At 66.6% G+C, this 20046-nt stretch carries 21 protein-coding genes; 11 read left to right on the top strand and 10 right to left on the bottom strand.

Annotated elements, in window-relative coordinates; all coding sequences use genetic code 11:
* Positions 1–20 precede the first annotated feature (20 nt).
* Together ACZ5YA_RS19535 and ACZ5YA_RS19530 are read right to left on the bottom strand one after the other, a co-directional pair.
* Positions 21–1439, bottom strand: coding sequence for an amidase (locus tag ACZ5YA_RS19535; RefSeq protein WP_464091111.1), 1419 nt, complete (start codon positions 1437–1439; stop codon positions 21–23).
* A gap of 64 nt (positions 1440–1503) precedes the next feature.
* Positions 1504–2736: an amino acid ABC transporter substrate-binding protein gene (locus ACZ5YA_RS19530; protein ID WP_088138198.1), complete on the bottom strand. Its 1233-nt coding sequence runs from the start codon at positions 2734–2736 to the stop codon at positions 1504–1506.
* Positions 2737–2897: 161 nt separating this feature from the next.
* Here ACZ5YA_RS19530 and ACZ5YA_RS19525 point away from each other — a divergent pair, with 161 nt between their 5' ends.
* The 5 genes from ACZ5YA_RS19525 to ACZ5YA_RS19505 all read left to right on the top strand — a co-directional run bounded on the left by ACZ5YA_RS19525 (position 2898) and on the right by ACZ5YA_RS19505 (position 7219).
* The gene (locus ACZ5YA_RS19525; protein WP_118931443.1) at positions 2898–3782 is read left to right on the top strand and encodes a LysR family transcriptional regulator; all 885 of its coding nucleotides are present in this window, start codon (positions 2898–2900) and stop codon (positions 3780–3782) included.
* A gap of 89 nt (positions 3783–3871) precedes the next feature.
* Positions 3872–4864, top strand: a complete 993-nt coding sequence (locus ACZ5YA_RS19520; RefSeq protein ID WP_059373998.1) for a branched-chain amino acid ABC transporter permease — start codon at positions 3872–3874, stop codon at positions 4862–4864.
* A gap of 9 nt (positions 4865–4873) precedes the next feature.
* Positions 4874–5755, top strand: coding sequence for a branched-chain amino acid ABC transporter permease (locus tag ACZ5YA_RS19515; RefSeq protein WP_059373997.1), 882 nt, complete (start codon positions 4874–4876; stop codon positions 5753–5755).
* Between the two features lie 14 nt (positions 5756–5769).
* Positions 5770–6477 carry an ABC transporter ATP-binding protein gene (locus tag ACZ5YA_RS19510; RefSeq protein ID WP_054459256.1) on the top strand — a complete coding sequence of 236 codons (708 nt, stop codon included), beginning with the start codon at positions 5770–5772 and terminating at the stop codon, positions 6475–6477.
* Between the two features lies 1 nt (position 6478).
* A complete protein-coding gene (locus ACZ5YA_RS19505) occupies positions 6479–7219 on the top strand; it encodes a branched-chain amino acid ABC transporter ATP-binding protein (RefSeq protein ID WP_054459254.1) in 741 nt (246 codons plus the stop codon).
* Between the two features lie 7 nt (positions 7220–7226).
* Here ACZ5YA_RS19505 and ACZ5YA_RS19500 read toward each other — a convergent pair whose 3' ends face one another.
* From ACZ5YA_RS19500 to vapC, 3 genes are all read right to left on the bottom strand, one after another.
* Positions 7227–7346 carry a 2TM domain-containing protein gene (locus tag ACZ5YA_RS19500; RefSeq protein ID WP_464092863.1) on the bottom strand — a complete coding sequence of 40 codons (120 nt, stop codon included), beginning with the start codon at positions 7344–7346 and terminating at the stop codon, positions 7227–7229.
* Between the two features lie 3 nt (positions 7347–7349).
* Positions 7350–7700, bottom strand: coding sequence for a helix-turn-helix domain-containing protein (locus tag ACZ5YA_RS19495; protein WP_464091110.1), 351 nt, complete (start codon positions 7698–7700; stop codon positions 7350–7352).
* 106 nt (positions 7701–7806) lie between these two features.
* A complete protein-coding gene (gene vapC / locus ACZ5YA_RS19490) occupies positions 7807–8217 on the bottom strand; it encodes a type II toxin-antitoxin system tRNA(fMet)-specific endonuclease VapC (protein ID WP_280016709.1) in 411 nt (136 codons plus the stop codon).
* A 495-nt stretch (positions 8218–8712) separates the two neighbouring features.
* Here vapC and ACZ5YA_RS19485 point away from each other — a divergent pair, with 495 nt between their 5' ends.
* The gene (locus ACZ5YA_RS19485) at positions 8713–9906 is read left to right on the top strand and encodes a low temperature requirement protein A (protein WP_464091109.1); all 1194 of its coding nucleotides are present in this window, start codon (positions 8713–8715) and stop codon (positions 9904–9906) included.
* Between the two features lie 96 nt (positions 9907–10002).
* Here the strand turns inward: ACZ5YA_RS19485 and ACZ5YA_RS19480 are convergent, their stop codons facing one another.
* From ACZ5YA_RS19480 to ACZ5YA_RS19460, 5 genes are all read right to left on the bottom strand, one after another.
* The gene (locus tag ACZ5YA_RS19480; RefSeq protein ID WP_251878819.1) at positions 10003–10965 is read right to left on the bottom strand and encodes a Nudix family hydrolase; all 963 of its coding nucleotides are present in this window, start codon (positions 10963–10965) and stop codon (positions 10003–10005) included.
* Positions 10958–11824 (bottom strand): ATP-binding protein, encoded by an 867-nt coding sequence (locus tag ACZ5YA_RS19475; RefSeq protein ID WP_059373992.1) that lies wholly within the window; start codon positions 11822–11824, stop codon positions 10958–10960. Before ACZ5YA_RS19475 ends, ACZ5YA_RS19480 begins: the two co-directional genes overlap by 8 nt.
* A gap of 24 nt (positions 11825–11848) precedes the next feature.
* Positions 11849–13075: a bifunctional glutamate N-acetyltransferase/amino-acid acetyltransferase ArgJ gene (gene argJ / locus ACZ5YA_RS19470; protein ID WP_464091108.1), complete on the bottom strand. Its 1227-nt coding sequence runs from the start codon at positions 13073–13075 to the stop codon at positions 11849–11851.
* A gap of 99 nt (positions 13076–13174) precedes the next feature.
* On the bottom strand, positions 13175–14197 hold the full coding sequence (locus tag ACZ5YA_RS19465) for a hypothetical protein (protein WP_419341428.1): 1023 nt from the start codon (positions 14195–14197) through the stop codon (positions 13175–13177).
* A 50-nt stretch (positions 14198–14247) separates the two neighbouring features.
* Complete coding sequence (locus tag ACZ5YA_RS19460; RefSeq protein WP_059373990.1) at positions 14248–14742, bottom strand: MarR family winged helix-turn-helix transcriptional regulator; 495 nt, start codon at positions 14740–14742, stop codon at positions 14248–14250.
* Between the two features lie 359 nt (positions 14743–15101).
* Here ACZ5YA_RS19460 and ACZ5YA_RS19455 point away from each other — a divergent pair, with 359 nt between their 5' ends.
* The 5 genes from ACZ5YA_RS19455 to ACZ5YA_RS19435 all read left to right on the top strand — a co-directional run bounded on the left by ACZ5YA_RS19455 (position 15102) and on the right by ACZ5YA_RS19435 (position 19829).
* Entirely contained in the window at positions 15102–16265 is a 1164-nt protein-coding gene (locus ACZ5YA_RS19455; RefSeq protein ID WP_118931449.1) for an ABC transporter substrate-binding protein, read from the top strand.
* Between the two features lie 207 nt (positions 16266–16472).
* Positions 16473–17393, top strand: a complete 921-nt coding sequence (locus tag ACZ5YA_RS19450) for a branched-chain amino acid ABC transporter permease (RefSeq protein WP_013391329.1) — start codon at positions 16473–16475, stop codon at positions 17391–17393.
* A 2-nt stretch (positions 17394–17395) separates the two neighbouring features.
* Positions 17396–18361 carry a branched-chain amino acid ABC transporter permease gene (locus tag ACZ5YA_RS19445; RefSeq protein WP_118931450.1) on the top strand — a complete coding sequence of 322 codons (966 nt, stop codon included), beginning with the start codon at positions 17396–17398 and terminating at the stop codon, positions 18359–18361.
* Complete coding sequence (locus ACZ5YA_RS19440) at positions 18358–19125, top strand: ABC transporter ATP-binding protein (RefSeq protein WP_464091107.1); 768 nt, start codon at positions 18358–18360, stop codon at positions 19123–19125. Before ACZ5YA_RS19445 ends, ACZ5YA_RS19440 begins: the two co-directional genes overlap by 4 nt.
* Complete coding sequence (locus ACZ5YA_RS19435; RefSeq protein ID WP_059373986.1) at positions 19125–19829, top strand: ABC transporter ATP-binding protein; 705 nt, start codon at positions 19125–19127, stop codon at positions 19827–19829. The genes ACZ5YA_RS19440 and ACZ5YA_RS19435 overlap by 1 nt, the downstream gene beginning before the upstream one ends.
* Positions 19830–20046 lie beyond the last annotated feature (217 nt).

Raw genomic sequence — 20046 nt, 5'->3', positions numbered from 1 at the left:
CGAGAACTGCGGCGCGGGGTTTACAACTGGATCGCCGACAGGTCCGGACGCCGCAGGTGCCAGTCGGTGGCCGCCTGGAAGACCATGCCGATGCGGCCCAGCGCGTCTTCGCCGTTGGGCTTGCCCAGCAGCTGCACGCCGATGGGCATGCCGTCAGCGGAAAAGCCCGCGGGCAGGGCCAGGCCCGAGGCGTTGACGTAGTTGCCCGGACGGGTGAAGGCGGCCAGCGGCGTCGCGGCCTCGTCCACGTCTTCCAGCGGGCAGGCGGCAAACGGCAGGCAGGGCGCGAGGACCGCGTCGTAGTCGCGCATCCAGTCCTGCCAGGCCGCGCAGGCGCGCGCATGGGCCTGCAGCGCCAGCACGTAGTCGGCGGCGCTGGTGTGCTTGCCGCCCAGCACGCGGGCGCGCACATAGCGGCCCAGCGGCAGGCTGTCGTCCTCGATGTAGTCGCGGTGCTGGGCGTAGGCTTCAGCGGCGATGATCAGGCCGTTGCGCAACATCATGTCGTGGAAATCGAAGGGGAAGGGGGCTTCCACACATTCCGCGCCCAGGTCGGCCAGCGCGCGCCGCGTGTCGTCCAGCGCAGCTTGCACCGCCGCGTCGATGGCGATGGGGTACTGCGCCTGCGGCATGACGGCGATGCGGGTGCCGGCCAGCGGCTTCGCGCCCGCGCGTGGATCGCGGTAGCGGTAGGCGGGTATGCCCCGCGTCACGGGGTCGCGCGGGTCCGGACCGGACATGGCTTCGGTCAGCAGCAGCGAGTCGCGGGTGTCGCGGGTGAGCGGGCCGATGGAATCCAGCGTGTGCGACAACGCCACCGCGCCGTACAGGCTGATGAGGCCACGCGTGGTTTTCAGGCCGGTGATGCCGTTCAATGCAGCGGGAATCCGCACCGAGCCGCCGGTGTCCGAGCCCAGCGCGGCCGGCGCCAGGCCCGCAGCCACGGCCACGCCGGAACCGCTGGAGGAGCCGCCGGGAATGCGTGCGCGCGTCAGATCCCAGGGATTGCGCGGCGTGCCCATGACGGGGTTGGTGCCCCAGCCGCCAAAGGCGAACTCCACCATGTGGGTCTTGCCCAGCACCACCATGCCGGCATCGATCAGGCGGGTCACGGCCGTGGCGGTGGTTGCGCTGCGGCGCTCGCGCCAGGCTTGCGAGCCGGCCGTGGTGATCTGGCCTTCGATGTCGCACAGATCCTTGACGGCCACGGGCAGGCCGTCCAGCGGACCGAGCAGGCCGTAGCCCGCGCGGCGGCGCGCGTCGGCGGCTTCGGCCAGGCGCAGCGCGCCCGCGTGGTCGACGCTGACGTAGGCGCCCAGCGCCGGATTGGCGCGGTCGATGCGGTCCAGGTAGTGCCGCGCCAGCTCTACCGAGCTGTAGCGGCCGTCGGCCAGGCCCTGCGCAAGTTCGCCGAGCGTGGCAAATGCAATGTCAGACATGTTTTCCTCGGGTGATGTCAGCGCGGCGCGCGGGTCGCCGCGCGCCGCCTTCCTGCCTGCGCGATCAGCGCTTGTTCCAGTCGGGGGCCGGGTATACCGGCTTTTGCGTGGCCACGTCGGCGGGCCAGACCGGGACCATGCCCTTGCCCGGCAGCAGCTGCACCACGGGGAAGGGCATCAAGAGCTGCTTGCCCGTTTCGTCGATGGCGTAGGGACCGGCCATGACGGTGAGCTTGCCGGACAGGTCCAGCGAGGCCTTCTTCAGCGCGGCGGCGTCGGTGCTGCCGGCTTGCTTGACGATCTCCTCGGTCAACGCGCCCGCGCCATAGGCCAGCGCGGTCTGGAAATCGGGCGGGAACTCGGCCTTGGGGAAGCGCTGGTCATAGGCGGCGGCGAACTGCTCGCGCGTCATGCCGGCGTTGACCTTCCAGTTGATCGCGGGGTGGTAGTTGGTGTGGCTGTAGATGTAGTTGGAATCCGCGCCGATGGCCTGGAATTGCGGGGTCGACGCATACACCATGAAGACATACGGGAAGTTGATGTCCAGCTGCTTCATCTGGCGCGTCATGCTGATCAGGTCGCCCTCGTACGAGGTCGGCACCAGCGCTTCGGCGCCGGCCGCGCGGGCCTTCTGCAGAATGGTGCTGAAGTCCTTCTGACCCTTGGGGTACTTCTCGAACAGCACGACCTGCATGCCATTCTTGGCGGCCTGTTCCTTGCCGCCTTCGGCCAGGCCTGCCGGGAACGGCTCGTCCGAATACAGTATGGCGACCTTCTTCACGCCCTGGTTGGCGGCCAGCTCCATGTTGGCGCGCAGCATCGCCGACACCGGCATCTGCGTGCCGGACACCATGTTCTTGAAGCCCTGCTTGTACAGGTCGTCGCTGGCGGCGGACCAGACCATCAGGTACTTGCCCAGGCGCTCGGTCACCGTGGCGGCCGCGGCGGTCAGCGTGGAGCCGAAGGGCGCGAACACCAGATCCACTTTTTCATCGACAATCAGGCGTTCGTAAACGCGGGTCACCATCTGCTTGTCGCTGCGGTCGTCCAGCTTGACCAGCTCGACGGGGTATTTCTTGCCTTTGACTTCGATGCCGCCGCGGCGGTTGACGTCGTCGACCCACAGTTCGACGCCGCGCACGCCCGATTGCGAGGCGAGCGCGAAACTGCCGGTCGACGATACCGTCATGCCGACGCGGATCTTGTCCGAGGTCTGGGCGGCGCCCAGGGCAGGGGTCAGGGCGGCGACGGCAAGGGCCAGCGCCGGTAAGCGGGACAGCCAGGGTCTAGCGTGCATGGGAGGTCTCCTATCGTTTTTGGTATGCGGCCCCGCGTTCCGTGGCGGACCATCGGACACAGGCCATATGTTGGGCAATGTTTGCTCAACATGCGAGATAGCGTATAACAAATAGGCATGGAGCGCACGCCTTGAATAAATTGAATTACCGACAGACCGAAATGCTGTGGGCCATCGTCATGGCCGGGTCCATCAGCGGCGCCGCCCGGCTGCTGAATATTTCCCAGCCGGCCGTCAGCCGGATGCTGGCGCATACGGAAAAAGCCATGGGTGTCACGCTCTTCGAGCGGGTCCGCGGCAAGCTCAGGCCGACCTCGCAAGTGCAGAGCCTGTTTGAGGAAATCGAGAAAACACAGCGCATGATGCAGCGCGTCAACGACCTGGCCGACGCGCTGGCGGAGCACGGCACCGGGGTGTTGCGGCTGGCGTCCATTCCCAGCCTGGCCCAGTTCCTGGTGCCGCGCGCCGTGGCGCGCTTCCAGCAGCGGCATCCGGAGCTGCTGTTGCGGTTGAACACGACGGCGCTGCCCACGCTGATCACCGACGTATTGCAGGGCGAGGCCGAGCTGGGGTTGGTGGTGATGCAGGCGGATCATCCCTTCCTGACGTCCCAGCCGCTGCACGTGGGAAAGATGGTGGCCGCCATACCCAAGGCGCATCCGCTGGCGGCTCGTGCCGAGGTAAGCCTGGCCGATCTGTCGCCGCATCCGCATATCGTGGTGGGCACGCGCATGCCCTTTGGCATGCTGGTGCTGGGCGCCTTCGAGCAGGCGGGCCTGCCGTGCCGCATGTGTGCCGACGTGCCCTGGAGTCAGCTGGCCTGCGCCCTGGTCAATGCCGGGGTGGGCATCGCCATCGTGGATGAATTCACCGTCATGCAGAACACCATGCCGGACGTGGTCATCGTGCCGCTGGCCGAGCGCATTCCTCTGAATATCTCGGCCGTCTATGCCAGCAATCGCGAGCCCTCGGCCATCGCGCTGGAGTTCATCAACGAGCTGCGCGAGGTGCTTGCCGAGGCCTTTCCGGTCGAAAATAAGGGTTAGTCCTTAACTTGCAGTTATGGTTTGAACTGTTCATAATCGCCTCCAAATAAAGCGGCCGTCCAACCCGGAAACGGCCCGGAGGAAGACATATGAGCAGCAGTCCCGTCCTGGCGGCGGGCGCCGCCTCGCATCGCGCGCAGGATCAGCGCGCAGTGCGGTTGCGCACCCGCATCGCCATCATCGTCTTTGCCGGCCTGGCCGCGGGCCTGGCTTTGATTCCGATGGCCACGTCGAACATCTCGTTCGCGTTCTACCTGATGTTGTGGATCACCATGGCCAGCGCCATGAACATCTGCGTCGGCTTCACCGGCTATCTGCCGTTCGGCTACGTGGTGTTCTATGGCGTGGGCTCGTACGCCACCGGCATCTGCTACAAGATCCTGGGCTGGCCCATCCTGCCGTCGCTGCTGGCGGCGGGCGGCGTGGGCGTGGCGATCGCGCTGCTGCTGGCGCCCACGCTGAGGTTGCGCGGGGTGTACTTCGGCATCGTGAGCCTGGCGCTGGCCACCATCGTCAAGCTGGTGATCTCCAACCTGCCGCAGTCCTTCACCGGCGGCAGCATGGGCATCATCCTGTCCAACGCCAACAATCCCACGCATAGCTATTACGCCATGCTGGCGGTGATGGGCGCGACCCTGGCCACCGTCACCTGGCTGTCGGTGTCCAGCCTGGGCCGCGCGCTCAAGGCCATCCGCGACGATGACGGCGCGGCCGCCTGCGTCGGCATCCACGTGCCCAACACCCGCCTTAAGGCCTGGCTGCTGGCCGCGCTGTTCCCGGCGCTGGCTGGCGGCATCGAGGCCTGGTACACGAACGTGGTGGATCCGGAGTACGCCTTCCACGTGCTGATCACCGCCAAGAGCATCATCTACGCGATGGCGGGCGGCTTCGGCACCATCCTCGGGCCGGTCGTCGGCACGCTGGCGCTCCTGGGCATCGACCACATGATCTGGCAGAAATTCCCGGTGGTTAACCTGCTGCTGCTGGGCCTGATCATCGTGCTGCTGATGCTGTTCCTGCCGCGCGGCATCGTCGGCAGCCTGATCAAACGCAAGCCGCAACTGCGCCGCTACATCGCCTGAGGAACCGCCATGACCGGACTGATTATCCAAGGGCTGATCAACGGCCTGATCCTGGGCGCCATCTATGGCCTGATCGGCGTGGGGCTGAACGTGATCTTCGGCGTGCTGCGCGTGGTCAACTTCGCGCACGGCGAGTTCCTGGTGCTGGGCGCGTACTTCGCCTTCTATCTGATGGAGTACGCCGGCATCAACCCGCTGGTGGCGCTGCCGCTGGCCTTCGCCGCGTTCTTCCTGGCGGGCTATCTGCTTTATTTCGTACTGATTCCGCGGCTGTCCAAGGCGGACGATCCCGAGATCAGTTCGCTGCTGCTGATGTTCGGCGTGTCCATCATGCTGGGCGCCATCATGCTGCTGGTGTTCGACGCCGACGCGCGCTCGCTGCCCTATGAGATCGAACCCGTGTTCCTGAAGTTCGGGCCGGTGCTGATCCCGACCGTGCGCCTCTTGGCGCTGGTGATTGCGCTGGCCATCATCGGCGCGCTGACGGTGTTCCTGTACCGCAGCCAGCTGGGCAAGGCACTGCGCGCCATCATCATGAACCGCGACGCGGTGCGCATCGTGGGGATCAACGCCGAACGCCTGTCGGCCGTGGCCTTCGGGCTGGGCATCGGCCTGGCCGCCGCCAGCGGCGTGCTGGTGGCGATGGTGTTCCCGGCGTTCTCGCCGTTCATGGGCAACGACTACACGCTGATCGGCTTCATCGTCATCGTCCTGGGCGGCCTGGGCCACCCGGTGGGCGCGCTGGTCGGCGCGCTGCTGTTCGGCGTCACGGAGCAGGTGTCGGTGGTGTTCTTCAATCCCTCCATCGCCACCATCTGCGGCTTCACGCTCATGGTCGCCACCATCTTCATCCGGCCCAGCGGACTCTTCGGCCGCCAGGCGTTGCGCTAACAGGAGCCGGACACATGTTGAAAGTCAGCAATCTCAAGAAGCGCTTCGGCGGGCTGGTGGCCTTGCAGGGCGTGGACCTGGACGTGCCGCGCGGCTCGATCCTGGGCGTCATCGGCATGAACGGGTCGGGCAAGACCACCATGCTCAACTGCATCAACGGCATCTACACGCCGGACGAGGGCCGCATCGAGCTCGACGGCCAGAACATCGCCGGCAAGCAGATCCACGAGGTCGCCCGGCTGGGCGTGGGCCGCACCTTCCAGGTGCCGCGCATCTTCCGCCAGCTGACCCTGCTGGACAATCTGGAAGTGGCGCAGCAGCAGACCGGCCGCAGCGCCGACGAGCGCTACGCCCAATCCGAGTACTGGCTGCACAAGGTGGAGCTGCATCGTCTGCGCCACAACTACGCCGAGGAGCTGTCCGGCGGACAGCAGAAACTGGTGGAGCTGGCGCGCATCATGGTGGCACGGCCCAAGGTGGTGCTGCTGGACGAGCCCTTCGCGGGCGTCAACCCGGCGCTGGCGCAGCTGCTGATCTCGGTCATCCGCGAACTGCCGGGCGAGCACGACTGCTCGGTGGTGCTGGTGTCGCACGACCTGACCTCGATCTACCAGCTGTCTCATCACATCATCGTCATGAACGAAGGCGCCATCCTGAGCCAGGGCAACGCCGAGCAAGTGCGCGCCGACCCCCGTGTGGTCGAAGCCTATCTGGGAGCCTGACATGAGCACGTCGATACTCGCGCTGGAAGACGTGACCGTGGCCTACCACGGCGACATCACCATCCTGAACCACGTCAACATCCAGGCGCGCGCAGGCAAGGTGACGGGCGTCATCGGCCCCAACGGCGCCGGCAAGTCCACGGTGCTGAAGACCATGTTCGGTTTCCTGCCGCCGCGCACCGGCCGCATTACGCTGCGCGGCGCGGACATCAGCGCGCAACCCTCGCACGAGCGCGCCAGCAACGGCGTGGCTTTCGTGCCGCAGCACCGCAGCCTGTTCGGCGAACTGTCGGTGCACGACAACCTGCTGCTGGGCTGCTGGCCGTTCCGCAAGGACAAGGCGCGGGTGCGCCAGCGCATCGATTCCGTCTACGACCGCTTCCCGATCCTGGCGCAGAAGCGCGACGACCCCGTCTCCAGCATGAGCGGCGGACAGCAGCGCTTCGTGGAGTTCGGACGGGCCTTGTTGATCGAGCCGTCCGTCATCCTGCTGGACGAGCCCACCGCCATGCTGGCGCCCAAGATCTCCAAGGAGATCTACACGCTGATCCGCGGCTTTGCCGACGAGGGCATGACGGTGGTGCTGGTGGACCAGAACGTGCGCCGCTGCGCCGAGGTGTCCGACTACATGTACATCCTGGAGCTGGGCCGCAACAAGGCCGAGGGCGGGCGCGAAGCCTTCGATGACGGCGGCGGGCTGCGCGAGATGGTTGCGTCGTGGATGGATTACAAGATCGATTGACTTCGGGTCAAAGCGGCCGTCCCAGCCGCTTTTCGACCTGCCGCCTTTCCCATTGGGGACCGAACAGCCGGTACGGCGCGTAGACCCGGATGGCGCGCGCCGCCAGGGCCAGTCCCAGGCCCAGCATCACCTAGTATGACCACATGCGCTGGGGCGAGGTCAGCAGATTGATCGCGTACAGCGCCGCCGCGATCAGCGCGTAGCGCAGGCAGGCCACATAGAAGCCGCGCAAGGCGCGCACGTGGGCGAAGGCTTCCCGTTCCGCCTCCTCGGCGGCTGTCATTGTCGTATCCATTGCTGTTTCCTCCGTATTCAGGGTGGAAAAATCGACTTCGAAAACCGAGGCAATGGACTTGAGCGTCTCCACACTCGCGGGTTGGCCCGCTTCGATGCGCTGGATGGTCCGCGCGCTCAGGCCGCTGGCCTGGGCCAGCTGCTGCTGGGACCATCCGCGCTTGAGGCGTAGCTTTTGAATCAGCATGGTTCGATTCCCATTGGTTCGGAATCACCAAGGTAGCCGATAGGGCGGCGCAGCGATACGACAGGGGCACGACACGGGCACGACAGCGGGGCGACGGGGCCCAGTTTCAGTGTTTCAGCGTCCAATCGTCCAGCTGCAATCCGGGCTCGCGGGAAAATTCACGCGTGTTGTTGGTAACAAGTACCAGGCCGCGCGAGCGGGTGTGGCCGGCGATCATGGCGTCGTAGGGGCCAATAGGGGTTCCGGCGCGCGCCAGTTCCGCGCGAAGCTGACCCGAATCTGCTGCCGCGTCATGGTCATAGTCGAGCACTTCCAGGCGCTGCAGGAAATCGTCGACAACGGCGTCATTGCGCGTGGGGGCGGCGGACTTTTCCGCGCCATAGGCGAGCTCCATGGCGGTGATCGCGCTGATACATAGCTGGCCCTGCCGCCGGTTGAATGCCTGCTGCACTGCGTCTGGCTTGTTCTTGATGGCAAAGATGCAGGTGTTCGTGTCCAGCACGAACTTCAGCGGCATGAGCGGCCTCCTGCCCTGGCCACGGGTTGATCGCGGTCGTTGAGAAAGTCGGCCGTGACGGACTCGCCTGCGAACCAGGCGTCCCAGGACCTGTCGGCGGGCACCGGCGCCGGCGTTGGCCGTTGGGTGATGGCGACGACGTACCCCAGTGCCGGACTGCCTGGCCGGGCGGCGGTTTTGCGTCGGTCTGCTGGGCGGCGATGGGGTGTTTTATAGATGGATTCTGATTTCATGGCGCTCTTCTCGACTGGTGTATGACGCCCGTTTTTTATAGCGCGCTACGTGTCTCCCGCCTATGACGGCTTACCGCAAATCGCTGCCAGCCTTGTTCGGCTTGGGCCGGCTTCCGTGCTGTTGCGAGCGGCGGTCAGGCTGCACAGATCCGGCGCGTGGCGCCGCCGCCACGCCCGCCAGGCTTTGCATTTTTTGACGGTCCGGCACCACCAGCCTTGCGCTAATCTGGCTGCGCCACCATCCCCAGGCGAGGCCCACGCCATGACCTTTCTTGCAAGCGCCAACCTGCTGCGCCGCCGCGACGGACACGAAGCCCGCGTCACCTACGTCGAGCTGTTCTTCGACCTGGTGTACGTCTTCGCGGTCACCCAGATATCCCACAGCCTGCTGCATGATCTGACCTTGATGGGCGCGCTCCACTCCCTGGTGCTGTGGTTCGCCGTCTGGCTCGGCTGGCAATACACCTGCTGGGTCACCAACTGGTTCGATCCCGACGCCGTGCCCATGCGCGTCATGTTGTTCGCCGTGATGCTGGCCGGCCTGGTCTTTGGCGCCGCCCTGCCGGGCGCGTTCGGCGCCACCGGGCTGGTGTTCGCCGTCAGCTACGCGCTGATCCAGGTGGGGCGCACGCTGTTCATCGTGCTGCACCTGGGGCCTGCGCATCCGCTGGCGCCCAACTTCCGCCGCATGCTGGCCTGGCTGTGCGTGTCGGCGGTCCTGTGGATCGCCGGCGGACTCTCGCAGGACGGCGCGCGGCTGGCGCTGTGGGCGCTGGCGGTGGCCTGCGAGTATCTGTCGCCCATGATCGGCTTCCGCTTTCCCGGCCTGGGGCGTTCCGCGACCAGCGAATGGACGATCGAGGGCGGCCACCTGGCCGAGCGCTGCCAACTGTTCGTCATCGTGGCGCTGGGCGAAACCCTGCTCATCACCGGCGCCACGCTGGCTGGCCTGGAGCGCTGGGACGCACCCGCGCTGATCGCGTTGCTGGCGGCCTTCCTGGGCACGGCCGCCATGTGGTGGGTGTACTTCGACACCAGCAGCCGCGATGGCAGCGAGGCCATCGTGCATAGCGACGATCCGGGCCGCATCGGCGCCTGGTTCCATTATGTGCACGTCATCCTGATCGCCGGCGTGATCGTGTCCGCCGTGGCCAACGAGCTGGTCATATTGCATCCGGACGGGCGTATCGCCATGCCGGCGGCTGCCGCGCTGATCGGCGGGCCGGCGCTATACCTGGCAGGCAACGGCATCTACAAGACAGTGGTCTACGGCCGTTTTCCGCTGTCGCACGTCGTGGGGCTGGCGCTGCTGGCGGTGCTGGCGCCCGTGGCTTTCGTGACCGACAACCTCATGGTGGGCGGTTTGACCACGTTGATCATGATTCTGGTGGCGGCGTGGGAAAGCGTGTCGCGGCGCAGGGCGCACGCTGGCGTTCCGGAAGGAGTCGCGGAGTAGCGTCAATCCTGTGAGGGCCGGAGGCTGCCCCAGCGGGAGCCGCTGGATGCTCCCGCGCCGCCGGCAGGTGGCGGCTTTCAGCAAAGCCGCCGCGGCTCAGATCAGGCCGCGTATCCCTGCAATGCCGTGCGCGCCATGGCGCAGCGCTTGCGATACGGTCTGGGTGGACTGGCCTCCCAGCGCGAACACCGGGATGCCGGCGTCGCGGTTGCCTGCCACGAAGCCTTCCCACCCGAGCGTCGGCGCACCGGGATGGCTGGGCGTGTCCAGCACGGGGCCCAGCACCGCGAAATCGGCGCCAAGTTCGCGCGCATGGACGACCTGGGCGTTGTCGTGCGCGGATACGCCGACCAGCGCGCCCGCGGGGAGTTCGGGACGCGCCGTCAGCTTGGCCGCATCGGCCGCGCGCAGGTGCACGCCGTCGGCCTCGCGCCACCAGGCGGCGGGATGGACGCTGTTGACCAGCACCCGGGCGCCCGCGGCGCGGCAGCGCTTCTGCACCTGTTGCAGCACTTCATGCAACGACGGGGAGGCCGCGCCGTCCGGCCATTGCGGTTCGCGCAACTGCACCAGCTTGACGCCGCGCGCCAGCGCCGCTTCCAGCCGGCCAAGGAAGGCGGCCACGCCGGCTCGCGAACCCACGGAGCTGATGCCGTAGGACGTGGGTAACTGCAGCCAGCGCAGCGGGGGCAGGGTGGCGGGCAACAGATCGCCCACCGACGCGGCCTGCGCGGGGTTGACCCATTCCAGGCGCTGGTTTTCCAGGCTGCGCGGTTCGCCTTCCCAGCCGGTGACGTGGCAGAACGCCAGGCGCACCGTGGTGTGGGGGTAGGCGTGCACGTAGGTGACCCAGGGGCGCGACTGCGTGACGCGGATGCCGATTTCTTCCTGCAGTTCGCGCGCCAGGGCTTCCAGCACGGTTTCGCCGGGTTCGAGCTTGCCGCCGGGCAGCTCCCACCAGCCCGCCCAGGGTTTGCCTTCGGGGCGCTGTCCCAGCAGCAGCATGCCGTCCGGACGCAGGATCAGGCCGGCGGCGACGTCGACGATCTTTTCAGACATGACGGGCCGCCCAGTCGCGCGCGAACTGGTACGCCACGCGGCCCGAACGCGAGCCGCGCTCGATGGTCCATTGCAGCGCCTCGGTGCGCGAGGGTTCGATCTGCGCTTCCGGGCAACCCAGTTCGCGCAGCCAGTGGTAGACGATGTCCAGGTAGTCGTCCTGCTTGAAGGGATAGAACGACAGCCACAGGCCGAAGCGCTCGGACAGCGAGATCTTTTCCTCGACGGTTTCGCCCGGGTGGATCTCGCCGTCGGGCTGATGCTTGGCCGCCAGGTTCTCGCTCATGTACTCCGGCATCAGGTGGCGCCGGTTGGACGTTGCATAGATCAGCACGTTGTCGCCCGAGGCCGAGACCGAGCCGTCCAGCACCGACTTCAGCGCCTTGTAGCCGGCCTCGCCTTCCTCGAACGACAGGTCGTCGCAGAACACAATAAAGCGTTCGGGACGGGAGGCGACCAGTTCGACGATGTCGGCCAGGTCGCCGAGGTCGGACTTGTCGACTTCGATCAGGCGCAGTCCGCGCTCGCCATAGGCGGCCAGCATGGCCTTGACCAGCGAGCTCTTGCCGGTGCCGCGGGCGCCGGTCATGAGCACGTTGTTGGCCGGTTTCTTTTCCAGGAACTGCAGCGTGTTGCGGTCGATGATGCCCTTCTGGCGCTCGATGTGCTGCAGGTCCGCCATGTCGATGCGCGCCACGTGGCGCACGGCGTCCAGCCAGCCGCGCGCGCCGCGCTTGCGCCAGCGGTAGGCATGGGCGGTCCAGTCGATTTCGGGCGTTGCGGGCGGAAGCCAGGCTTCCAGCTGCGCCAGCACGCGCTCGGCGCGCTGGATAAGGGTGGAGAACTCGGTTGCGGTCACGTCTGAAGTCCCGGAAGTTTCGGATCAGGAGCGGTAGTCGGCGTTGATGGACACGTACTCGTGCGAGAAGTCGCAGGTGTAGACGGTGTCGCTGACCTGGCCGCGGCCCAGGGCGATGCGCACCTGGATCTCGGCCTGCTTCATCACGCGCTGGCCGTCGGCTTCCTGGTAGGCGGGGTTGCGGCCGCCGTCCTTGGCCACCAGCACGTCGTCCAGCCACAGGCGGATGTTGGACACGTCCAGGTCGTCGATGCCGGCGTAGCCCACCGCGGCCAGGATGCGGCCCAGGTTGGGGTCCGAGGCGAAGAAAGCGGTCTTGACCAGCGGCGAGTGGGCCACGGCGTACGCCACCTTCAGCGCTTCCTCGGTGGTGCCGGCCTCTTCGACGCGGATGGTCATGAACTTGGTGGCGCCTTCGGCGTCGCGCACGATCTTGGTGGCCAGTTCCAGCGCGGCGGCCGTCAGGGCTGCGCGCACGGCGGCGTAGGCCGGATCGGATTCGGCATTCACTTCGACGCCCGACTTGCCGGTGGCGGCGATGATGAAGGAGTCGTTGGTGGAGGTGTCGCCGTCGACCGTGATGCGGTTGAACGAGGCGTCGGCGATTTCGCCGGCCAGCTTGGACAGCAGCGGCTGGGCGATGCCGGCGTCAGTGGCCAGGAAGCTCAGCATGGTGGCCATGTTGGGCCGGATCATGCCGGCGCCCTTGCTGATGCCGGTGAAGGTGACGGTCTTGCCGTCGATCTGCACCTTGGCCGAAGAAATCTTCGGCAGGGTGTCGGTCGTCATGATGCCGTGGGCGGCGCTGAACCAGTGGTCGGCGCCCAGGTCGGCGATGGCGGCGGGCAGGCCGGCCACCAGGCGGTCCAGCGGCAGCGGCTCCAGGATGACGCCGGTGGAGAAGGGCAGGACTTCGGCCGCGGGCACGCCCAGCAGCTTGCCCAGCGCGGCGCAGGTGTCCTTGGCCTTCTGCAGGCCTTCTACGCCGGTGCCGGCATTGGCGTTGCCCGTGTTGATGACCAGCGCGCTGATCGGGCCGCCGGCGGCCAGGTGGGCCTGGCAAACCTGCACCGGCGCGGCGCAGAAGCGGTTGCGCGTGAACACGCCGGCCACGCTGGTGCCCTGTGCGAAACGGAACACGGTCAGGTCGCGTCGGTTGGCTTTGCGGATGCCGGCCTCGGTAACGCCGATTTCAACGCCGGCAACAGGAAAAATTTCGGACTCGGAGGGGATCTGCAGATTAACGGCCATGACTTCGTCTCATGTATGAGCAGGACGGAATCGCCGCCAGGCGAGGCGGCGCGCGGGGGAAAGCTTCGTATTATCCCACCGGAATGGGACAGCGTCCGGTCAGGGGCCGATCCGCATGGCCGCGACGTCCAGCACGCCGGCCTCGCGGTTGCCCAGCACGCTGCGCACGGCGCCGTCCGGGGCCTGCAGCACCGACTTGCCCGCTGGCACGTCCTCGCCGCCCGCGCGGCGCGCCGAACGCCCGCGCGAGGGCGAGAACAGCATATCGCCGGGCTGGGCGCCCGGCAGGCGGGCGTTGGCGGCCAGCACCCGGGTGCCGGGCTGGTAGGTCATGTCGCCCAGTACGGTTTCGCGGGCCAGCAAGCCTTCGAAATCCAGCATGCGGCGCTGGCTGTCCAGCTGCATGTCCACCTTGAGCATGGGCATGCGGGCCACCTCCAGCGCCTCGCTGCCTTCGGTGCGCAGCAGCCAGCGCGGCGCACCGGCGGCGCTGCCGCCATTGACGACCTTGAGCCAGGCGCCGGGCGGCACGGGTTGCTGGTTCAGGGTATTGCCGATGGCCAGATGGCAGCTGGCAAAGCGAGGACGGCCGTCGTGCAGCACGAATTCAAGGCGGTGCCCATGCGCGCACAGCCAGCCGTCCTGCGCCTGGTCGCGGGCGATCTCCACCGACAGGGTCTCGGCCTGCTTGCTGCTGGCCGGGTAGCGGAACATGCGCGTGGCCGCGACCCCCTGGATGGAGGCGGGGTGGGTTTCGGGGAAGACGGCGAGATCGAACGATGCCAGATCGCCCGGCTTGGCCAGGCTGAGCACGGTTCCGGCCGGCATCTCCACGCCCGCCAGCTGGGTGGACTGGGCCAGCACGGTCTTGCGGTCGGCGTCGGCCTGGGCGCTTTGCCGGGCCGAGAACCACAGGCTGAACTGCTGATAGGGAAAGATGGTGCCGACGATGGCAAGCAAGGCCATCAGGATGGCGCCGCCGCGCCGGTGGCCGCCAAGCCATTCCCGGGCGCTGGGGGTGGTGGCCAGCACGGCCAGCCAGGTCAACAGCGTAGCCAGGCAGGCCAGCGAAGCTGCCATCAGCACGTAGAAATTACCGCCAGGGAGAGAAACCGGAATCATGGCGGCAATTATGCGCCAATCCGCAGGCGGACATGGGCGCCTGCGGGCGTTCAGTTCTTGGCGGATTCGGAGCGGGTTGCCACCACTTGCAGCTTGAGTTCGCCCAGGGCCTGGAACAGCGCGTTGCGGGTGCTTTCGGGCAGGTCGCCGAACATGGACTTGACCCAGGATTCATGGGCGCGGGCCATGCGGGCGAAGCTCTTCTTGCCCAGCGGCGTAAGTTTGATGAGCGAGCTGCGGCGATCGGATTCGACCTTGGTGCGCACCACCAGGCCTTCTTTTTCGAGCTGGTCGGTGATGCCGGTGATATTGCCGTTGGTGACCATCATGTGGCGCGACAGTTCGCCCATCTTCATGCCCTTGGGCGCGCGCTGCAATTGCGCCATCAGGTCAAAGCGCGGCAAGGTCGTGTCGAATTCATTGCGCAGGCGGCTGCGGATCTCGCTCTCGACGAGATTGGCGCAGGTCAGCATGCGCAGCCACAGGCGCAGCGCATGGTGATCGTCGGGCGCGGCGCGGGATTCCAGGTCGGGGGTATCGGTCATGGCTATGGAAATTACCGGGAATGAGGGGCGGGCGCCAGATGCTGTCGATCGAGGATCGTCAGGCGGGCCGCGGCGTGGCCGGCGGCGCGCTTCTTGAGTATCGGCGGGATGTCGGGTACTGTCGCGCGAACGTCGCGCCGGGTAGCCGGCACGGCGTGTTCATAGTTTGGGTGGAGGGTAACCATGGCGGTAGCTTATTAGTAAAAACCCTTTGGTAAAAACCCTAGACTTGTTTTGCCGAATACTTTAAACCTAAACTATGAAGCACGCCAGCCTTGGCTGTGCTGCACGAAGTTTTTCGAATCGCGATTTCAAAAAAGAACACCCTCTGCGCGGGCTCGCGCACGGAGCACACCACCATGCGTTTGATCACTTCCCTTCTGGCCGCCGCCGCCCTGGTGCCGGCACTGGCCGGCGCCGACACCATCAAGGTCGGCATCGCCAACGACATCTCCGGCCCGTTCTCCGCCTTGGGCGCCGAAGCCCGCGACGGTTTCAACCTGGCCATCAAGCAACTGGGCAGCAAGCTGGGCGGACAGCCCGCCGAATTCGTGCAGACCGACATGGGCGGCAACCCCGACCAGGCCCGCCAACTGGTGACGCGCTACATCCAGCGCGACAAGGTCGATTTCTTCACCGGCCCCATCGGCTCGAACGTGGCGCTGGCCGTGGGCCCCGCGCTGTTCGCGGCCAAGGTGCCGTACCTGTCGAACAACCCCGGCCCCAGCCAGTTCGCCGGCGCGCAATGCAATGCGTACTGGTTCGGCACGTCCTACCAGAACGACGCCTTCCACGAAGCGGCCGGCAAGGTCGCGGCGGATCGCGGCTTCAAGAAGATGTTCATCATGGCCCCGGACTATCCGGCCGGCAAGGATGCGCTCAACGGCTTCAAGCGCGGCTACAAGACCGCCCCGGGCGACGAGGTCTACACCAAGCTCGGCCAGATCGACTACGCCGCCGAATTGGCGCAGATCCGCGCCGCCAAGCCGGACGCCGTCTATATCTTCCTGCCGGGCGGCATGGGCATCAACTTCGTCAAGCAGTTCGTCTCGACCGGCCTGTCGCAGAGCGTCAAGCTGATCGGCCCGGGCTTCTCGGCCGACGAGGACGTGATCCAGGCCGTGGGCGAACCCATGCTGGGCATGTACAACACGGCGCAGTGGGCGCATGACCTGGACGTGCCGCAGAACAAGGCCTTCGTCGACGCCTTCCGCAAGGAATACAACGGCCGCTACCCCTCGGTGTACGCCGCCCAGGCCTACGACGTGATCATGGCCATGGACGCCGCCGTCAAGCAGGCCGGCGGCAAGGCCTCCGACCGCGAAGCCATCGTGCGCGCGCTGGAAAAGGCCGACTACCCCTCGGTGCGCGGCAGCTTCACCTACGGCAAGAACCACTATCCCATCCAGTCCTACTATCTGCGCGTCGTCGACAAGGACGGCAGCGGCCGCATCACCAACAAGCTGGTGGGCAAGGTGTTCGACAAGTACCAGGACGTCTACGTCGGCGAGTGCAAGTTGTAGAGGGAAAGACCCACCCCCGAAGCGCTGCGCGCTTCCCCCTCAAGGGGGCATGCCTGCGGACCGGCGGAGCCGGATCCGCGGCATCTGGATCGGGTGGCACCGCAGCATGCGTCGTGCTTGGTGCGCGGACGCGGTGCGCAATCAGATGGCTTTAATGATTAGGCCGCGAACCAGGCCATTGGCAATTCGCGGCAGGGGGAAGTGTTCATGACGTTTACGCTGATCGTCGAGCAATTGCTGAACGGTCTGCAGTTTGGGTTGATGTTGTTTCTGATCGCGGCCGGGCTGACCCTGGTGTTCGGCATCATGGACATCATGAATCTGGCTCACGGCTCGCTCTACATGGCCGGCGCCTATGTCGCCGCCGAAACCATGCAGCGCACAGGTTCATTCACCGCCGCCGTCCTGGTGGCGGCCGTCGCCACCGGCATCGTCGGCGTGGTGCTGGAACTTACGCTGATCCGCCGCCTGGCGCTGCGCGACCACCTGGCCCAGGTGTTGGGCACCTACGCCGTCATCCTCATCGCCAATGACCTGGTCAAGATGATCTGGGGGCCTGCCCCGGTCATGCTGAACATGCCGGCCGCGCTGTCCGGCCCGGTCCGGCTGCTGCCCGACCTGCTCTATCCCGCCTACCGCCTGATGATCATCGTGTTCGGCGTGGCCGCCGCCGCGGGCCTGTACTGGTTCGTGACGCGCACCCGCGCGGGCGTGCTGGTGCGGGCGGGGGCGTCCAACCGCCAGATGGCCACCTTGATGGGCGTGCGCGTGCCGCTGCTGTTCCTGGGCGTGTTCGTGCTGGGCGCGATGCTGGCCGCCGTGGCTGGCGCCTTGCTCGGCCCCATCACTTCGGTGCAGGTGGGCATGGGCGAGGAAATCCTGATCCTGGTGCTGGTGTGCATCGTGATCGGCGGCATCGGATCGATTCGCGGCGCCTTTGTCGGCGCGCTGCTGGTGGGCATGGTGGACACGGCGGGGCGGGCCTTCCTGCCCATGCTGCTGCGCCAGGTCTTTTCTCCGGCCGTGGCTTCCAGCGTCGGGCCGACGCTGGCCGCCATCGCCATTTACGTATTGATGGCGGCAGTGCTGGTGTTCCGGCCCTCCGGCTTGTTTCCGGCGCGGGGTTGAGCATGAAATCCATGATCTGGACCGTGGTCCTGCTGGCCGCGCTGGCGGTGTTCCCGCTGGTCGCGCCGGCGCTGGGCCTGGACTTCTATATTTCCTTCGTACGGCGCGTGCTGATCTATGCGCTGGCCGCGACCAGCCTGAATCTGATCCTGGGTTACGGCGGCATGGTGGCGCTGGGGCATGCCGCCTTCTTCGGCGCGGGCGCCTACGCGGTCGGCATCCTGGCCATGTCGGGCGTGACGTCCGCCTTGATCGTCTGGCCGGTGGCCATGCTGTTGGCGGCGGTGCTGGCCTGCATCACGGGGGCGATTTCGCTGCGCACCCGCGGCGTGTATTTCATCATGATCACGCTGGCCTTCGCGCAGATGCTGTTCTACATCTTCATCTCGCTGCGCCAGTACGGCGGCGAGGACGGGCTGAACCTGCCGGGCTATTCCAGCCTGCCGGGCCTGGACCTGGCCAATGACGTCAGCTTCTATTACCTGGTGCTGGCGCTGTTCGCGCTGATCATGTGGGTGTTCGGCCGCGTGGTGACCTCGCGCTTCGGCACCGCCCTGCAAGGCATACGCGAGAACGAATCGCGCATGGAATCCATGGGCTATCCGGTCTATCGCATCAAGCTGATGGCCTTCACGCTGAGCGGCGCGGTGGCCGGCCTGGCCGGCGCGCTGCTGGCCAACCACAACCTCTTCATCTCGCCCAGCCTGATGCACTGGACCCAGTCGGCCAACCTGCTGATCATGGTGCTGGTGGGCGGCATCGGCCTGCGCTATGGCGGCGTAGCCGGCGCCGTGGTCATGCTGACCCTGGAGGAAGTGCTGCGCCTGTGGACCGAATATTGGCATCTGCCCCTGGGCGTGCTGCTGTTGTGCGTGGTGTTCGGCGCGCCGCGCGGCCTGGTGGGGCTGTTCGGCCCCCTGTTCAGCGGCCGCGCCGCTGCCACCCAATCCGGCAAGGCGGGATCATGAACGCAGTTGTAACGCCAGCCCTGCAGGCCACGGGACTGGTGCGCCGCTTTGGCGCGCTGGTCGCCACCGACAATGTGTCGCTGTCCCTGAACCCGGGCGAGATCCACGCCCTGATCGGCCCCAATGGCGCGGGCAAGTCCACGCTGATCCATCTGCTGTCCGGCACGTTGACGGCGGACTCGGGCAAGCTGACGGTGGGTGGACGCGACGTCACCAGCATGAATGCCCACCAGCGCGTCGCGGCCGGGCTATCGCGGTCGTACCAGATCACCAACATCTTCAAACAATCCTCGGTGCTCGACAACCTGGTGCTGGCGGTGCAGGCGCACGCCGGCAGCAGCTTCCGCTTCTGGAAGCCGCGCGCCGCCGAATCTGCCCTGTACGAGCAGGCGCGCGAGCTGGCGCGGGAATGCGCGATCGACGCCAGCCTGCTGGAACGCCCGGCCGGCACCTTGCCGCACGGCGAACAGCGCAAGGTCGAGTTCGCGCTGGCCCTGGCCGCACGGCCTGCCGTGCTGCTGCTGGACGAACCCATGGCGGGCATGGGGCCGGATGAAACCGTGCGCCTGACCGAACTGATCGAATCCATGCGCGGCCGCGCCGCCATGCTGCTGGTCGAACACGACATGCAGGCGGTGTTCCGCCTGGCCGACCGCCTGTCGGTGCTGGTCTACGGCCGCGTCATCGCGACCGGCACCCCTGACGAAATCCGCGCCAACCCGGAAGTGCGGCAAGCCTACCTGGGCGACGAGGAGACCGCGTGATGCTGACCATCGAATCCGCCAAGAGCGGCTATGGCGCCAGCCAGGTGCTGTTTGGCGTGGACCTGCAGATCGGCGCGGGCCAGGTCGTGACCTTGCTGGGCCGCAATGGCATGGGCAAGACCACGCTGCTGCGCACCTTGTTCGGCCAGTTGCCCCTGCGCGGTGGCAAGATCCAGTTCGCGGGCCAGGACATCAGCGGCTGGAGTCCGGACCGCATCGCGCGGGTCGGCATGGCCATCGTGCCGGAAGGGCGGCAGTGCTTCCCGAACCTGACGGTGCGCGAGCACCTGACGGCCTTCGTCGCTGCGCGCAATCCGGACATCGGCGAACCCTGGACGCCGGAGCGCGTCTTCGAACTCTTCCCCCGTCTGCACGAACGCGCCCGCAACATGGGCAACCAGCTCTCGGGCGGCGAACAGCAGATGCTGGCCATTGGCCGGGCGCTGGTCACCAATCCGCGGTTGCTGATCCTGGATGAGGCCACCGAAGGCCTGGCGCCCAAGATCCGCGAGGAAATCTGGAATTGCCTGGCGCGCCTGCGCCAGGCCGGCCAGACCATCCTGGTCATCGACAAATACGTCGAACGGCTGCTGAGCCTGGCCGACCGCCATGTGATCCTGGAACGCGGCAAGGTGGTGTGGACCGGAGACTCGCAGGCGCTGGACGCCGATCGCGGCCTTTGGGAACGCTATCTGGGCGTGTAGCAAGAAAGCTGCAATGTAAACAGGCAAATGCCGGCAGTCGTGACATAAAAAGCAATAAATCGACATTTACATTGCAACAGTGCAACTTAGGACGCCCGAGCGTCTTACAAGCGTTTGCTCCTGTTTCAATTGGAACCACTGTTCTCTACACTTGTCGCGCCGGACGTGCCTCGCGGGTACGCCAGCAACAGGCTCATGGCTGGACTAGCGGGGCAAG

The sequence above is a fragment of the Achromobacter sp. JCM 18799 genome (genome assembly GCF_055395645.1).
Note: the sequence above shows the minus strand (reverse complement) of the source record. Positions and strands in the feature narration are given on the sequence as shown.

Excerpts from the sequence above, each read along its gene's own strand:
- vapC (WP_280016709.1), bottom strand. The coding sequence starts at position 8,217 with ATGCCGCTGAAGTTCGTGCTGGACACGAACACCTGCATCTTTGCCATC.
- ACZ5YA_RS19505 (WP_054459254.1), top strand. The coding sequence starts at position 6,479 with ATGAGCACGTCGATACTCGCGCTGGAAGACGTGACCGTGGCCTACCAC.
- ACZ5YA_RS19525 (WP_118931443.1), top strand. The coding sequence starts at position 2,898 with ATGCTGTGGGCCATCGTCATGGCCGGGTCCATCAGCGGCGCCGCCCGG.
- ACZ5YA_RS19495 (WP_464091110.1), bottom strand. The coding sequence starts at position 7,700 with ATGCTGATTCAAAAGCTACGCCTCAAGCGCGGATGGTCCCAGCAGCAG.
- ACZ5YA_RS19515 (WP_059373997.1), top strand. The coding sequence starts at position 4,874 with ATGACCGGACTGATTATCCAAGGGCTGATCAACGGCCTGATCCTGGGC.
- ACZ5YA_RS19465 (WP_419341428.1), bottom strand. The coding sequence starts at position 14,197 with ATGATTCCGGTTTCTCTCCCTGGCGGTAATTTCTACGTGCTGATGGCA.
- ACZ5YA_RS19485 (WP_464091109.1), top strand. The coding sequence starts at position 8,713 with ATGACCTTTCTTGCAAGCGCCAACCTGCTGCGCCGCCGCGACGGACAC.
- ACZ5YA_RS19460 (WP_059373990.1), bottom strand. The coding sequence starts at position 14,742 with ATGACCGATACCCCCGACCTGGAATCCCGCGCCGCGCCCGACGATCAC.
- ACZ5YA_RS19440 (WP_464091107.1), top strand. The coding sequence starts at position 18,358 with ATGAACGCAGTTGTAACGCCAGCCCTGCAGGCCACGGGACTGGTGCGC.
- ACZ5YA_RS19530 (WP_088138198.1), bottom strand. The coding sequence starts at position 2,736 with ATGCACGCTAGACCCTGGCTGTCCCGCTTACCGGCGCTGGCCCTTGCC.
- ACZ5YA_RS19445 (WP_118931450.1), top strand. The coding sequence starts at position 17,396 with ATGAAATCCATGATCTGGACCGTGGTCCTGCTGGCCGCGCTGGCGGTG.
- ACZ5YA_RS19480 (WP_251878819.1), bottom strand. The coding sequence starts at position 10,965 with ATGTCTGAAAAGATCGTCGACGTCGCCGCCGGCCTGATCCTGCGTCCG.
- argJ (WP_464091108.1), bottom strand. The coding sequence starts at position 13,075 with ATGGCCGTTAATCTGCAGATCCCCTCCGAGTCCGAAATTTTTCCTGTT.
- ACZ5YA_RS19455 (WP_118931449.1), top strand. The coding sequence starts at position 15,102 with ATGCGTTTGATCACTTCCCTTCTGGCCGCCGCCGCCCTGGTGCCGGCA.
- ACZ5YA_RS19535 (WP_464091111.1), bottom strand. The coding sequence starts at position 1,439 with ATGTCTGACATTGCATTTGCCACGCTCGGCGAACTTGCGCAGGGCCTG.
- ACZ5YA_RS19500 (WP_464092863.1), bottom strand. The coding sequence starts at position 7,346 with ATGCTGGGCCTGGGACTGGCCCTGGCGGCGCGCGCCATCCGGGTCTAC.
- ACZ5YA_RS19450 (WP_013391329.1), top strand. The coding sequence starts at position 16,473 with ATGACGTTTACGCTGATCGTCGAGCAATTGCTGAACGGTCTGCAGTTT.
- ACZ5YA_RS19520 (WP_059373998.1), top strand. The coding sequence starts at position 3,872 with ATGAGCAGCAGTCCCGTCCTGGCGGCGGGCGCCGCCTCGCATCGCGCG.
- ACZ5YA_RS19510 (WP_054459256.1), top strand. The coding sequence starts at position 5,770 with ATGTTGAAAGTCAGCAATCTCAAGAAGCGCTTCGGCGGGCTGGTGGCC.
- ACZ5YA_RS19435 (WP_059373986.1), top strand. The coding sequence starts at position 19,125 with ATGCTGACCATCGAATCCGCCAAGAGCGGCTATGGCGCCAGCCAGGTG.